13 protein-coding genes are annotated in these 14,444 nt (G+C 48.9%); 7 read left to right on the forward strand and 6 right to left on the reverse strand.

Features of this window, described 5'->3' with window-relative positions:
* Nucleotides 1-62: 62 nt before the first annotated feature.
* Entirely contained in the window at nucleotides 63-821 is a 759-nt protein-coding gene (locus SE18_RS07905) for a hypothetical protein (protein WP_054533896.1), read from the reverse strand.
* 47 nt (nucleotides 822-868) lie between these two features.
* On the reverse strand, nucleotides 869-1,060 hold the full coding sequence (locus SE18_RS07910; RefSeq protein ID WP_054533897.1) for a hypothetical protein: 192 nt from the start codon (nucleotides 1,058-1,060) through the stop codon (nucleotides 869-871).
* Between the two features lie 135 nt (nucleotides 1,061-1,195).
* On the opposite strand from SE18_RS07910, the gene SE18_RS07915 reads away from it, so the two are divergent.
* Entirely contained in the window at nucleotides 1,196-1,678 is a 483-nt protein-coding gene (locus SE18_RS07915; protein ID WP_054533898.1) for a hypothetical protein, read from the forward strand.
* Nucleotides 1,671-1,883 carry a helix-turn-helix transcriptional regulator gene (locus tag SE18_RS07920; RefSeq protein WP_054533899.1) on the forward strand — a complete coding sequence of 71 codons (213 nt, stop codon included), beginning with the start codon at nucleotides 1,671-1,673 and terminating at the stop codon, nucleotides 1,881-1,883. The genes SE18_RS07915 and SE18_RS07920 overlap by 8 nt, the downstream gene beginning before the upstream one ends.
* A 93-nt stretch (nucleotides 1,884-1,976) precedes the next feature.
* Here SE18_RS07920 and SE18_RS07925 read toward each other — a convergent pair whose 3' ends face one another.
* Complete coding sequence (locus tag SE18_RS07925) at nucleotides 1,977-2,861, reverse strand: SDR family oxidoreductase (protein WP_054533900.1); 885 nt, start codon at nucleotides 2,859-2,861, stop codon at nucleotides 1,977-1,979.
* A 145-nt stretch (nucleotides 2,862-3,006) separates the two neighbouring features.
* Between SE18_RS07925 and SE18_RS07930 the strand changes: the two genes are divergently transcribed.
* The gene (locus SE18_RS07930; RefSeq protein WP_054533994.1) at nucleotides 3,007-3,687 is read left to right on the forward strand and encodes a TetR/AcrR family transcriptional regulator; all 681 of its coding nucleotides are present in this window, start codon (nucleotides 3,007-3,009) and stop codon (nucleotides 3,685-3,687) included.
* Between the two features lie 115 nt (nucleotides 3,688-3,802).
* Here SE18_RS07930 and SE18_RS07935 read toward each other — a convergent pair whose 3' ends face one another.
* Nucleotides 3,803-5,458, reverse strand: a complete 1,656-nt coding sequence (locus tag SE18_RS07935) for an FAD-binding dehydrogenase (protein WP_054533901.1) — start codon at nucleotides 5,456-5,458, stop codon at nucleotides 3,803-3,805.
* 395 nt (nucleotides 5,459-5,853) lie between these two features.
* On the opposite strand from SE18_RS07935, the gene SE18_RS07940 reads away from it, so the two are divergent.
* The 3 genes from SE18_RS07940 to SE18_RS07950 are packed head-to-tail and all read left to right on the forward strand — an operon-like array spanning nucleotide 5,854 to nucleotide 9,673.
* Complete coding sequence (locus SE18_RS07940) at nucleotides 5,854-6,996, forward strand: iron ABC transporter substrate-binding protein (protein ID WP_054533902.1); 1,143 nt, start codon at nucleotides 5,854-5,856, stop codon at nucleotides 6,994-6,996.
* A gap of 42 nt (nucleotides 6,997-7,038) precedes the next feature.
* Nucleotides 7,039-8,634, forward strand: a complete 1,596-nt coding sequence (locus SE18_RS07945) for an ABC transporter permease (RefSeq protein WP_054533903.1) — start codon at nucleotides 7,039-7,041, stop codon at nucleotides 8,632-8,634.
* A 10-nt stretch (nucleotides 8,635-8,644) separates the two neighbouring features.
* Nucleotides 8,645-9,673, forward strand: coding sequence for an ABC transporter ATP-binding protein (locus SE18_RS07950; RefSeq protein WP_054533904.1), 1,029 nt, complete (start codon nucleotides 8,645-8,647; stop codon nucleotides 9,671-9,673).
* A gap of 3 nt (nucleotides 9,674-9,676) precedes the next feature.
* On the opposite strand, the gene SE18_RS07955 is transcribed toward SE18_RS07950, so the two are convergent.
* Nucleotides 9,677-12,028 carry a tetratricopeptide repeat protein gene (locus tag SE18_RS07955; RefSeq protein WP_054533905.1) on the reverse strand — a complete coding sequence of 784 codons (2,352 nt, stop codon included), beginning with the start codon at nucleotides 12,026-12,028 and terminating at the stop codon, nucleotides 9,677-9,679.
* 109 nt (nucleotides 12,029-12,137) lie between these two features.
* On the reverse strand, nucleotides 12,138-13,193 hold the full coding sequence (locus SE18_RS07960; RefSeq protein ID WP_054533906.1) for an HAF repeat-containing protein: 1,056 nt from the start codon (nucleotides 13,191-13,193) through the stop codon (nucleotides 12,138-12,140).
* Between the two features lie 256 nt (nucleotides 13,194-13,449).
* Between SE18_RS07960 and galE the strand changes: the two genes are divergently transcribed.
* On the forward strand, nucleotides 13,450-14,436 hold the full coding sequence (galE, locus tag SE18_RS07965; protein WP_054533907.1) for a UDP-glucose 4-epimerase GalE: 987 nt from the start codon (nucleotides 13,450-13,452) through the stop codon (nucleotides 14,434-14,436).
* The last annotated feature ends 8 nt before the right edge of the window (nucleotides 14,437-14,444 follow it).

The following is a 14,444-nucleotide window of genomic DNA, read 5'->3' on the forward strand; positions in this document are numbered from 1 at the left end:
CCGCGAGTCTAGAAATCGCCAGAAAAAAGGCCCTAATGCAAAGCTCGCACCCAAATTGCTGCTCATAACGCTGGGTTCAGGCTGCTAAGCAACAGGCGTTTTTTGCTCAGTTGATAAACCTGATCGCCAACCACAAGCTGTTGATCGCCAAATGTAAAGCGCCAACGTTGGCTTAATTGGCTTGGTTGGGCAAACCAAACAGTGTGTTGCTGTGGTTCAAAGACTACGCTTAGTTGGGTTGGGAAATCGCCAGCATGTTGTTTGGTTGCCGCCAAAATTGCAAAGGCTCGATCAACGTCTGGCTGCTGTTGATTCAATAATTGCTGACAGATCAGGTAGCGATCGGCGCTTGGTTGTTGGCTCAGGCTGGCTGCTGGCGTGCTATGCAACGAAAAATTGGTCTGAATTAGGCTCTGCTCGGGTTGAACCAGCCCAATCTGGCCTGGCTCTAAAATGCCAATCTGGCCATGCTCATCGCGCAGCAAGCTATGCACACTGTGATTCGGCACATTGACAATGGCTTGGCTTTGCAACCCAGCAACATCAATAGCCCCGGCCAGAAATTGCTCAAAAACCTTCATAATATGCATGACATTGTTGCTGCGCCGATAGGCTCCGGCAGCTGTGGCAGGCAACATTTGCAGGTTCATAAAGCGGCCACTGCTGGTGAGGCCAATTGCTGGCAACCATTGGCCCTGCTCCGATTGTAAAATCAATAATTGGGCTGGATTGGGCATGCTCAAAGCGATTGGGCGCGGCCCAATATCAAAATTCATCGCCACCAAGGCTTGGGGCTGATTAATTGCAAAACTGGTACACATACATCCTCTGCGGGTAAATAATTAAGCATGGTATACCCACAATGCCGCTAATGCCAATCCTGCTTTGGCCTGATCCATAGGCTTGCTCCTGCGATGACGTAGTTATCGAAATTGATGCTAGAGGCCCATTCGCGGGCTAGAGGATTTGAAATTGACATAATTTTTACTGAACGATCATAACTGGCAAGCAGCTCGCTATGGCTATGCGCTTTGTCGATTTTTGCCACATTAAGTCCCATCGTTGCTGCTCCTTGTGCTGACACTTACTCATTATAGCGCTTGGAAATGTATGCTTGACATTACATTGAGTATACTATACATTACATATTGTAGCGTATACGTTACAATTCGGCTATTTAGTTGAGGATCTCGTGATGAGTTTTCATGAAAAAAGTGCTTGGGCAAGTTTGCTGGCGATAGGCGTAGTTTTTACCCCATACCTTGTGGTTGTCTTGCGACAGCCGTTGGCTTTTGGGATCTTGATCGTGGCGGTAATCGCATTAGTGCTCATTTTGACTGGCTTTCACATTGTCAATGCTATCAGTAGCAAATTGATTCGTGAGCGTGGCGTTACGCCGCCAATCGATGAACTTGATCGCATGATTGAGTTACGCGCAGCGAAATATGCAGGCTTTGTACTGGCATGTGCGGTGCTGACATGGTGTTTATTCGCGCTGGTTTTTGTGTCTGCTTGGGGTGTGAGTGCTGGTGGTGAGCCAAGCAATTTGGCTGAATTTCGTGTGCCTGTAACCCAAGCATTAACCGCTGTTCACTGGCTGTTTGCTAGCTTTGTGCTGGCCAATTGCGTCTATTATGCGAGCATTGTGGTGGGGTATCGGAAGCTCGCCCATGGATAAACTCTTGATTCAAAATCGGATTCGCCAACTGCGCTTTGAAGCCAACGAAATGACCCAACAAGCGCTGGCCGATCATGTTGGCATTACCCGCCAAACCGTGATTGCGCTCGAACAAGGCAAATATTATCCATCGCTTGAATTGGCTTTTCGGATTGCGCTGCTTTTTGCTAAACCACTAGAGCAGGTGTTTCAGGTTGAGGTTTAATTATTGGGCGGCGATAACGCATGTGGTTATCGCCGCCCAACGGGCTAAATTAGCGAAAATCGCTTGATTCAGAACGATTGTAAAAGGTTAGTGCTAATGCTCGTTGGCTTGCAATGCTTCTGCGAAGATGCTTGAGAGACCCGCCTTGAGTCCACTTGGTTTGCGGCCAAGCAGCGTTTCTAAGCTCGCTGAAACTTGATCTTCTTGACCCAATTTGATATCGGTCATAAAGCCAAGGATTCGTTGAATAACCTGATCATCTAGACCGCGCTGCTTTAGGTTTGCTGCAAATGCCGACCCTTCAATCGGCGTATAGGCAATCGTTTTGCCCGTCAGTTCAGAGAGCGACTGTGCCACATCAGCAAATGACCACGTTTGACTTCCAGTAAGTGCATAGATTTGGCTCTCATTGTGCAGCTGAACCAGTGCATTGGCCATGGCCTCGCCTTGCTCACTACGCAGCGCGAAGGCAACTCTACCATCACCTGCAGGCAGCACAATGCCGCGCTCAAAGCTGTGTGCTCCGCCAATAAATTGCGGAATTGCATCCATATACAAGGCGTTACGGAAGATCGTATACATCAGGCCACTGGCTTTAATCGCTTCTTCGGTCTGAAAATGCTCGTGCATCAGGGTATTTGCGAGCGTCGCAGGATTGCGTAAGTTTCTGCTGGTATAGGCAATGCGTTTGACCCCCGCTTTTTTTGCTGCATCGATGACATTTTGATGTTGTTGCACCCGTTTGCCCTCTTCGGTTCCTGAGATCAACAACACGGTATCGATGCCCTGCATCGCCCGATCAAGTGAATCGCGATCATCATAGCTGCCAATCCGCAGATCGAGCCCTTGGGCTTGAAGCTTGGTAGCTTTGGCTGGATTGCGCACGAAAGCGGCTATCTGGTTGCTTGGTAGTTGACGTAAGAGTGTCGTGATGACTGCTGTTGCAATCTGTCCGCTTGCACCTGTTAGCAAAATCATAGCTGCTCCGATAAAAGTAGTGTTATCGAAGATAACTATATCATGATATCAGTGATAATTCAATCACTGATATCATTTTTATGCTATCATTGTTACCATGGAAAATGCTGAAACTACCCCTAGCTTAAATGCACATGATCGAATTATGCGGGCTACTGCGAGTTTGCTTGCCCATGGTGGCCTCGAAAGCGTATCAACCCGTGCTGTCGCCGAAGCTGCTGGAGTTCAAGTGCCAATTATCTATCGGCTGTTTGGTGATATGCGTGGGCTGCTGAACGCCGTTGTGAGCCATGGATTTGAGGTCTATCTTGAGAGCAAACGCGAACGGCTAGCCCATCATGATCCGGTTGAGGAAATTCGCAATGGCTGGGATATGCATGTGGAGTTTGGGTTGCTTAATCCTGCCTTGTATCGGCTAATGTATGGCGAGCCACAGCCAAGCAAAGAGGTTCCTGCTGCGCGCAAGGCTTTAGCGATCTTGCGCGAACGAGTAACCCAGATTGCTGCGACTGGGCGTTTGCTGGTCGATGTTGAGTCGGCGGCTCAGATGCTGCATGCTGCTTGTCGCGGAGTAACATTTAGTTTGCTCGAAATCGATTCGGATGCCCGCGACCTTGCGCTTTCGACTAGGGTTCGCGAAGCCATCTTATCAGCAATTACGCAAACTGCAGAACCCATCCAAGTAGATGGAAAATCGAATGAGCTTCGTCGGATGATTAGCGTGGCGGTGACGCTCAAGGCCCTGCTGCCAAACAACGATATGTTGACCTCAGGTGAGCGTGCATTACTCACCGAGTGGCTTGATCGGCTAAGCATGAGCCGTTAATCCATTCAAACCTTGGGTTTCGCATCAATTGGTTAAATGGACATTCCCCGAACTCGTCAAACTAGCCCTCTGGTTTGACGAGTTCGGGGAATACATCGTATTTAAGCGCCCATTGCTAGGCCAAGGCTTCTGCTGCTGCGCGGCCTGCGGTGCGACCAGAAAAAATACAGCCACCAAGGAAAGTGCCTTCGAGTGAACGATAGCCGTGCATGCCGCCGCCGCCAAAGCCAGCCACCTCGCCAGCAGCATACAACCCACTAATCGGCTGACCATCTTGGCCAATCACCCGCGCCGAAAGATCGGTTTGCAGCCCGCCTAAGCTTTTGCGGGTGAGAATATTCAAGCGAACTGCAATCAATGGCCCTGCGCTGCGATCAAGAATTCGATGCGGTTTCGCGACCCGAATTAATTTATCACCAAGATAGTTGCATGCTCCACGCAAGGCCGTAATTTGCATATCTTTGGTAAATGGATTGCTCATTTCGCGGTCGCGGGCCTGAATTTCGCGCTCAATCGCTGCTGGGTCAAGCAATGGCTCTGGGGTGAGCACATTCATGCCTTTGATCAAATCGGCCAAATTATCGCGCACAACAAAATCGGCTCCATGGCGCTTGAAGGCCTCAACTGGCGGGGTTGCTCCAGGCAGAACCCGCCCCAACACTTGGCGCACACTTTTGTTAGTCAAATCGGGATTTTGCTCCGAGCCAGAGAGCGCAAATTCTTTTTCGATAATTTTCTGGGTGAGAATAAACCAACTATAATCGTAGCCAGTGTGCATGAGATGTTTGAGCGTGCCAAGGCTATCGAAGCCAGGAAACAGCGGCACTGGCAAGCGATTGCCAAGCGCATCGAACCACAACGACGATGGCCCGGGTAAAATCCGAATGCCGTGGTTGGTCCAAATTGGCTTCCAATTTTGCAAGCCTTCGGTGTAGTGCCACATGCGGTCGGGGTTGATAATTGTGCCGCCAGCAGCCTCAGTAATTGCCAACATCCGGCCATCAACATAATCGGGAACCCCTGCAACCATGGTTTTTGGCGCTTGGCCAAGCCGTTCGGGCCAATTTTTGCGCACTAAATCGTGGTTTGCGCCGATGCCACCAGAGGTCACAATCACCGCTTGGGCCTGCAATGTAAAGCTACCAACCACCTTGCGCGAGCTTGGCACGCCGCGCGCTAGGCTGCTTGGCTCCAAAATATCGCCCTCGATGCCAGCAACTGCTCCGCCATTCAGCAACAATTGATTAACGCGATGACGAAATTTGAGCGTAATCAGCCCTTTTTGGGCTGCTGCCCGCACGCGGCGCTCAAATGGCGCAACCACGCCAGGACCAGTGCCCCAAGTAATGTGAAAGCGTGGCACAGAATTGCCATGGCCAATTGCGCCATAGCCGCCCCGCTCAGCCCAGCCAACCACTGGGAAAAAGCGCATGCCCTGATCGTAGAGCCATTGACGTTTCTCGCCCGCAGCAAAGGCCAAATAGGCTTCGGCCCATTTGCGCGGCCAATAATCTTCAGGCCGATCAAACGCGGCAGTTCCGAGCCAATCTTGCAAGGCGAGTTCATAGGAATCTTTGATTTTGAGGCGCCGTTGTTCTGGGGAATCGACTAAAAATAAACCACCAAACGACCAAAATGCTTGACCACCAAGATTCTGCTCCGATTCTTGGTCGACCAAGATGACCTTTTTGCCTGCATCGGCCAACTCGGCGGCGGCAACTAGTCCGGCCAAACCTGCTCCAACAATGACCACATCGGCATCATAGTGCATGGGTGCTCCATTCTGCTGCATTAGGTATGGGTTGATTATACGCGATTTTAGCTGCCTGCAACCACTTAAACGCGCTGTTGCTGCTCCAACCTTCTAGGCCAAAATCAGGCTGATATGTGCTGATTGAGGATAAAGCATAATTCAGCACATATGAACGTTTATCCCATACCCTAAATCAAATTAACTGATAAAGAATACACTGCATTTAATTGATTAATTATTATAGCGCTAGAATGAAAAATGGATCTAGATTTAATTATTTGACATGGCTGATTGCTCAGGCTATACTTCCGGCTGATAAAAACTGTTTTTTCAGATAAAATAGTTTTTAGCATGTGATTAATACTTGCCAAAAATTGCTCAATTGTCGAGCAAATAGGCTTAAGGAGTAGCTCGTGAAACTTGTGCGTTCTTTGATGCTGTTGCTCTGTCTGAGCATGGTTATTGCAGCCTGTGGTGGGGCAACTACCCCAACAACTGCACCAGCAGCACCAACCACCGCTGCAGCAACCTCAACCACCGCTAGCGCAGCCGAGGCTAGCGCTACCGTCGAAGTAACCGCCGTTGCTGAGGTTTCGCCAACCGTTCCAACTACGACCACGACTGAGCCAGCAGGCGGCAGCTTAGTGGTCTATTCAGGGCGTTCAGAAAGCTTAGTTGCTCCCTTGTTGGCGCTGTTTACCAAAGAAACCGGCATTGCGGTTGAAGTGCGCTACGGCGACACCGCCGAAATGGCCGCCCAAATTCTTGAAGAAGGCGATAACAGCCCAGCAGATGTGTTCTTTGGCCAAGATGCTGGGGCATTGGGTGCATTGAGCGATCGCTTTGTGCAACTCGATAGCAGCTTGCTAAGCTTGGTTGACCCACGCTTTGCTTCAAGCGAAGGCAAATGGGTTGGCGCTTCGGGCCGCGCTCGGGTTTTGGTGTATAACACCGATGTCTTGACCAGCACTGACTTGCCAGCTTCGATTCTCGATTTGACCAAACCAGAATGGAAAGGGCGCTTGGCGTGGGCTCCAACCAACGGTTCATTGCAAGCATTCGTCACTGCGTTGCGGGTTAGCCAAGGCGAAGATGTGGCTAAACAATGGCTTGAAGGCTTGATTGCCAACGAAATCAAAGTGTACGAATCAAACTCAGCCATCGTCAAAGCTGTTGCCAATGGCGAAGTTGATGCTGGCTTGGTCAATCACTACTATCTGTTTGCCTTGAAAAAAGACCAACCAGATGCCAAGGCTGCCAACCACTACTTCAGCAATGGCGATATTGGCTCGTTGGTCAATGTTGCAGGCGTGGGCATTTTGCAAACCGCCAAAAACCCAGAAGCAGCCCAAGCCTTTGCCCGCTTCCTCTTGGATATTCCTGCTCAGCTCTATTTTGCTGAACAAACTAATGAATATCCCTTGGCTGCTGGGATTCCAATTAACCCAGCGATCAAGCCATTGAGTGAAATCACCACCCCCGATATTGATCTTAGCAACTTGAAAGATCTCCAAGGCACCTTGGAATTGTTGCAAGATGTTGGTGCGATTCAATAATGCCCAGCCGTTCGGTGTGTGGTTGGGAAGCTTGTTGGTACTATGGTGTTTAAACGGCTTCAATTAACTCGGCCACGCCGCTGGCCAGCACTGATTTTGACGATCAGTGCTGGCCTGATTGCGTTAATCATGGTGTTGCCGCTTGGCTACTTGCTTTTGCGCACCAGCGAGGCGGGCACGGCGGCATGGGCACAATTACAACGCCCCAGCACTTTGCGGGTCTTTACTGGCTCGGCGTTGCTGGCGATTACGGTGACTGCTGGCTCGCTGCTGATCGGCTTGCCCTTGGCTTGGCTGACCACCCGCACCAATTTACCTGGCGCCCGAATTTGGCTCAGCTTAATTATGCTGCCAATGGCAATTCCTTCGTATATTGGGGCTTGGGCGATTATTGCTGTGCTTGGGCCACGCGGCTTGGTGCAACAATGGCTCGAACCGTTGGGCATTGAACGCTTACCCGAAATTTATGGATTTTGGGGCGCAGCCGGAGCATTAATGCTGTTTGGCTATCCCTATATTGTGTTGAATGTGCGGGTTGCGTTGCGCAAGCTCGACCCAGCACTGGAAGAAGCGGCGCGCTCGCTTGGCCAACGTTCTGGCCAGATTTTCTGGCGGATTACCTTGCCTCAGTTGCGCCCAGCTCTTGCTGCTGGCAGTTTGTTGGTCGTGTTGTATGCCTTGAGCGATTTTGGTGCAGTTTCGTTATTGCGCTATAGCTCGTTTACCCGTGCGATTTATCTACAATATCGGTCCTCGTTTGATCGAACTGGCGCGGCGGTATTGTCGTTGTTGCTGGTTGGCTTAGCCTGTGGTTTATTGGCTGCTGAAGCACTCAGTCGAGGTCGAGCGCGCTATTATCGCTCGTCTGCTGGGGTTAGTCGCCAAGCGAACGTTATTGAGCTTGGGCGTTGGCGTTGGCCAGCCTTAATTTTTTGCGCGGTTGTGGTGCTATTTGCGGTGGTTTTGCCAGTTGTAGCAATTGGGGCTTGGCTGATTATCGGCATTCGCTCTGGCCAAGCCTGGAATTTACAACTAGCTGATTTCGGTAATTCGCTGCTTGCTGCTAGTTTGGCGGCCCTCGTAACGATTATGCTCGCGTTTCCGGTGGTCTTTTTGGCGGTGCGCTATCCGAGCCGCTTAACTAGCTTGATCGAACGCGCAACTTATGTTGGCTATGCGTTGCCTGGAATCGTCGTCGCCTTGGCATTGGTTTTCTGGGGTGCTAATTATCTGCCATGGGCCTACCAAACCTTGGGATTATTGATTTTGGCCTATGCTGTGCGCTTTTTGCCCCAAGCGATTGGCAGTTTGCGCACCAGTTTGTTGCAAATTAACCCGCGTTTGGAGGAAGCTGGCCGTTCGTTGGGTCAGACTCCATGGCGGGTGGTGTTGAGCATTACCTTGCCGCTGCTGCGCCCGGGCATTATTAGCGGCGCCGCCTTGGTATTTCTTTCGACCTTGAAAGAATTGCCAGCGACTCTGCTTTTAGGCCCGACTGGCTTTCATACCTTGGCAACTGATATTTGGAATAACACCACCGAACTGCGCTTTTCGCAAACCGCGCTGCCTGCTTTATTATTGATGTTGGCCGCCTGTGGCTCCTTGGCCCTGCTGCTAGCGAACGAACGCAAGACGTGAGATTACAACCATGCATGAACCAACCAATTTTGCGATTAATTGCCGTGACGTGAGCAAAACGTTCAATACAACCAAGGTGTTGGATCAGATTGATTTTCAATTGCCTGGCGGTAGTTTAGGTGCGTTGCTTGGCCCTTCAGGTTGCGGCAAAACCACCTTGTTGCGTTTAATTGCTGGCTTCGAAACCATCGATCAAGGCCAGATTTGGCTTGGCGACCGCGAAATTGCCAGCGCCAAAACCCATGTGCCAGCTGAACAACGCCAGATTGGCATGGTTTTTCAAGAATATGCCTTGTTTCCGCATTTGACGGTTGGCCAAAATGTTGGCTACGGCTTGGGTCGGCAGGCCCGCCAGCAGCGCATCGACGAATTGCTCGAATTGGTTGGCTTGGCAGGCTTGGCCAAACGCATGCCACATGAGCTTTCTGGTGGTCAGCAACAACGGGTAGCATTAGCCCGCGCGCTTGCTCCCAATCCACAACTCTTGCTACTTGACGAGCCATTTTCCAATCTCGATGCAGGCCTGCGCGACCAAGTGCGGAGTGCGACCAAGCAGATTTTACGCCACGTTGGAGCCACGGCTCTGTTTGTGACCCACGATCAAGCAGAAGCCCTGAGTTTGGCCGATCAAGTCACGGTGATGCTTGGGGGCAAGGTTATGCAAAGCGCTAGCCCGCATGAACTGTATTTGCGTCCAACCAGCCAGGCAGTTGCCCAATTTGTAGGCGAAGCCAACTTTTTGGCGGGGATCGCCCGCGACAATAGCGTCGAATGTGGATTGGGCCAATTGTTGCTCACCAAGCCCATGCATGGCCCTGTGACCCTGATGATTCGGCCTGAAGCGCTTCAGCTTGTGCCCGACCCAATCGGCAATGGCCTGATTCTTGGCCAACGTTTTTATGGCCACTACCAACTGCTTGATGTCCAAATTGGCGCTTTGCAACTGGCTGTGCAAACGGGGCCGCGGCTTGATCTTGCGCCAAATTTACGGGTTGCGGTGAGCGTGCAAGGGCCAGTTGTAGCTTTTGAGGCCAGTTAATTGCTAGGAGCCTTGTTGGTTCAGTTCTGCTAATCGTTGTTCAGATTGATCGATCCAGTGATCAAAATATCTATTCCGCAAAATTCTAACATTGGCTTTAGCCTCCTCAAGAACGGCTGCTGCGGCTGATTTCTGCTTAGTGACCCAAAAAACATCAAATAAATACATTAAATTGAGGGTCATTGCTTGCAGATCGTTATTAGCTTTTGTATGTGCTAAAGCCTCATTTAATGCTTCAATTGCCTCATCAATTCGATTAACTGCTTGTAACGAAGCTGCATAGTTCCCTAAAGCGATTGAAAGCTTTTTATAATCATTGGCTAAACGAAAGGCATCAATTGCTTTTTGATAAATCAGTAACGATTTCTCTGGCCGACCATCCAAACGAAAAACATTAGCCATATTGTTATAGACTCTGCCTACATCAATATGCCTTGAGTATTTTTTGAAAACTTCTATACTTCGCCGCCAATTGTTAAATGCAATATCATTATTATGCAATGAATGAATAATTCCTAGACGATTATATGATTCTGCAATAAATAATTCCTCGTTTAGGTAATTTTTTGTTATTTTGATCGATGTTTCTAGATATTTATCTAAAATATAAAAATCATCCATAACAGAATTCCAATAGTACCCATGAAATATGGTAAAATAATAAAGTATTTTTGCATAAATAAGATCATATTGGTCATTATTAGCATCAATGATCTTTTTGCACCAATCTAAACCTGCTTTGAAATAATTCTTTTTCAGCCAATAAGGGATAATTGCATACACTATTTCTGCTAAGCGGTGGTCGTAACCTGATTGATCTAACCAGTCTAATATTTGGACAATATGCGGATAATAAAACTGAATTTGCTCAATCCAATCTTCTTTATTCGAATCAGCATAAGGATTTACTTGGAGATAATCATGCAGATAGTTAATAATTGATTGTTGAATTATTACCAAATTCTGTACGCTGTCGAGTTTTTGCTGTGCATAATCGCGAATTGTTTCCAACATCATATAGGCAGACGCGTTGTTAAGTGTGAATCGTTTGAGTAATTGATGTTCAAGCAAGGTAGCCAGCTGTTGATCAACATACGCTTGAGTAAATTGGGGAAATAAGGCATAGCATAGCTCAGAATCCCATGGCGCTTGAAAAATACCTAGCTGATTGAAAAAAGCTTGAGTTTCTGGCTCCAGCAGTTGATAACTCCAATCTAAGGTCGCATACAAGGTTTGATGGCGCGCTTCAGCATCATTGGTGCTATTGGTTAATAATTCAAAGCGTTTGTTTAATCCATTAATAATTTCAGTTGTGGTTAACTGATTACAATGACCAGCAGCAAATTCGAGCGCCAACGGAATACCATCAAGTTTGTGGCAAATAGCTTGAATTTGGGCAAGTGTATGCTGATCAATTTGAAAGAAGGGATTAATTGCCTGTGCGCGACTGATAAAAAGCCTTAAACTATCAAAATTATCAATATCGCTCAATGCTAATTGAATTTGCGGGTCGGCAACGCTGAGGCTTTGAATTGGCAACACATGTTCGCCATAGAGATTTAAGCGCACGCGACTGGTTACAATCATTTTCAAGCTCGATGTTTGGCGCAACAATCGACTAAGTAACGGTGCAATGCCTAAAATGTGCTCAAGGTTATCTAAGATAAGGATACTTGGCTGTTCAGAAAAATATTCAGCCAATAATTCGATTAGGTCATCGCTTTGTGGATTATCATTCAGCCCCAGTTGACGAGCTAAAAAAGGCAATGCTGCTTCAGGGTTAAGAATATCGACAAATGAGCAAAAAAATATTTTTTGGGTGCGTTCGGCCTCTAACTCATGAGCCAATTCGATTGCCAAGCGGGTTTTGCCAATACCACCGATTCCCGTTAGGGTAATGAGTCGTACTGTGTGCTGGAGTAAATTATGGATAAAGGCAATTTCTTGCGCCCGCCCAATTAAGTGGGTTAATGGATGCGGAAGTTGGCTCCGTTTCTGGGGCCGTAGCTGCATTGCTGGGGTTGGCTGGGCCTGTTTAAGCGGCGCTTCACTGGTTAATTGAGTGCTGAGGGTTTGCCACAGATCACGCTGATGGCGATGGAAGGTTGCGGCGTGAATATGCAAGTGCTCGCAGTATTCGCTAACACTTGCTCTTGGATAGGCTGTAATGACCGTTAAGAGATTTAATTGGCGTTCATTTAAGCGTAAACTTCGCAGATATTGATAAAAGCCATTTAAACCACCAAAATGCTGAATTGCGCTTTGCCACTGTGCATGTTGAAGCAGACGCTGCGGGTTTTGCAGCAAGGTTTGAATGTTGGTTGGTGTCCATTGCAGGCTCAGGTCGGTTTTCATCAAGCACAACCCATGGCTTTCAGGCTCATATGCTGCATTATACCCCGAAACAACGCTCCTGTAGTGGGCCTTGAAGCAGGAGCGTTGTCAGGCAGCCTCAAGCGAAGCGTTATTCAGTCAATTTCCAGAGCATTGCATCGGTAAGGAAAACCCAACCATCGTCATACTCCTGATAGCCAACAATTTGATTTGATTCATTAATCGCAACTGCCCCTGTGTCGTAATCAGCCCAAGCATCTTCACCTGGCCACAGATACAGAACTGTGCCATTGTGCCAAACGGTGGCCTTCCTAGCTTCTGAAGAATACGTAGAACCCACGATAATCCCTGCATCGTTAATATCGTTCGCATAGGTATAGGTGTTAGGGCTGATGCTTAAGTCGGTTGTTACGCCATCTTCCCACAAAAAGGCCCGTGGAATTCCATCGGTCAAAACCATTGTGCCAACGATTTGCTCATGATTATTAATCCCATAGCCATAACTATTAGGTGCTGCCACATTGAGGTCGATAATGTGGCCATTTTTCCAGATCACGGCGCGACTTTGGCCATTGGCGTTGCTGCTAGTGCCAACGATCACCTTGTGATCGTTTATTTCGTTGGCAGCACTGCTTGGGCCGCCGAGTGTGCCCAGATCAGTCATGGTGCCGCGATACCACATAAAGGCATGGCTTTCACCATTCGCCGTATCACTCGTGCCGATGATCCGTTCGCCATTACTAATATCGCTGGCGCTGCTATTCGTTCCACCAAGCGTACCAAGCCCAAGCATGTCGTCGCCATTCCAAAAAAAGGCTTGATACTGTGAGGAGGTACCACTTTTTCCAACGACATAGCCAGTATCATTAATGCCATACCCATAGCTTCGATCGTTTTCACTCGTATTAACTGGCCAAATTTCGGTCTTGGTGCCGCGCCGCCACATAAAAGCATGATAATCTGATGATTCGTTCTCAGCGTAGCCACTAACCCGCCCAAAATCATTAATATCGGAGGCAAAGCCATCGTGGCCGCCAAGGGTTCCAATGTTGGTCGTGGTGTAGCCGGGGTCGGTTGGAGTTGGCGTGGGAGTTTGGGCGTGAACAGCGGGCGCTTGCAGTTGGCCAAGGCCGACGAGGCTAGCAACGAGCAGACCACCAGCGATGATTTTTCTTGCTACAGGCATTGATCGCTCCTTCAAAAACTCTGTATGGAATGGAGGCAATGCTGAAGGCAAGAGTTTATTTGATTCATATGGTTTGGCTGTTAGGCCTAGTATACCCCATGAACGAGCACTCGGCTAGCCCAAAGAGTATTGTTTATCTTCATCCCTCATCCTTCATCCTTCATACAACTTCTCACCCACAATTAAGCTGATTCGGCTACAATAGCCAGCGAATTCGATGCTACACGACGCTCTTGCCGTGTAAAAAGGAGTTTGTATGCGTATTTTGGTCTCGGGTGGCGCTGGCTATATTGGCAGCGTAACCAGTGCCGCATTGCTTGATGCTGGCTACGATGTTGTGATCTTTGATAATTTGCGCCAAGGCCATCGCCAAGCGGTTCCTGCTGCTGCGACCTTTGTTTTTGGCGATCTTAATAATATTGCCGAAATTCGGGCTGCCTTTGAAACCTATGGCCCTTTCGATGGCATCTTAAACTTTGCTTCGCATACCTTGGTCGGCGAGTCGATGCAGCACCCTGAATATTATCTGCGCGATAGCGTTGTGGCTGGGATTAACTTGTTGACGGTGGCCGCGGAGCATGGCGTAAAAGCGTTTATTCTTTCTTCGACCGCCAATTTATTCGATGACCCTGCCAAAATGCCAATCGACGAAAACGAGCGCATCGTGCCTGGCTCGCCGTATGGTGAGATGAAAGCTTGGATGGAACGGGCGCTCTATTGGTATGAACGCGTCCATGGCATTCGCTATGGCGCCTTGCGCTACTTCAACGCCTGTGGCTGTACGCCCACAATTGGCGAGCACCACGACCCAGAAACTCACCTCATTCCTTTGATTTTGCAAGTTGCTTTGGGCCAACGCGAATCAATCGCAATCTTCGGCGACGATTATCCAACGCCCGATGGCTCGTGTGTACGCGACTATGTGCATGTAAGTGATTTGGCTTCGGCGCATATTCTGACCCTGCAAGCCTTGCTCAATGGTGGTGCTAGCCGCCGCTACAATTTGGGCAACGGCGGTGGCTTCAGCGTCAAAGAAGTGATCCAAGCGGTGCGCAACGTCACTGGGCACGAAATTCCCGCCGTTGTTGCCCCGCGCCGCGCTGGCGACCCAGCAACCTTGGTTGCCTCATCAGAAACGATTCGCCGTGAGTTGGGCTGGGAACCACGCTATACCACCATCGAGAGCATTATCGAAAGTGCTTGGGCGTGGCATCAACACCATCCTGATGGGTATAGCGAATAATTTTCAAG

Source organism: Herpetosiphon geysericola, from assembly GCF_001306135.1.
Lineage (GTDB): Bacteria > Chloroflexota > Chloroflexia > Chloroflexales > Herpetosiphonaceae > Herpetosiphon > Herpetosiphon geysericola.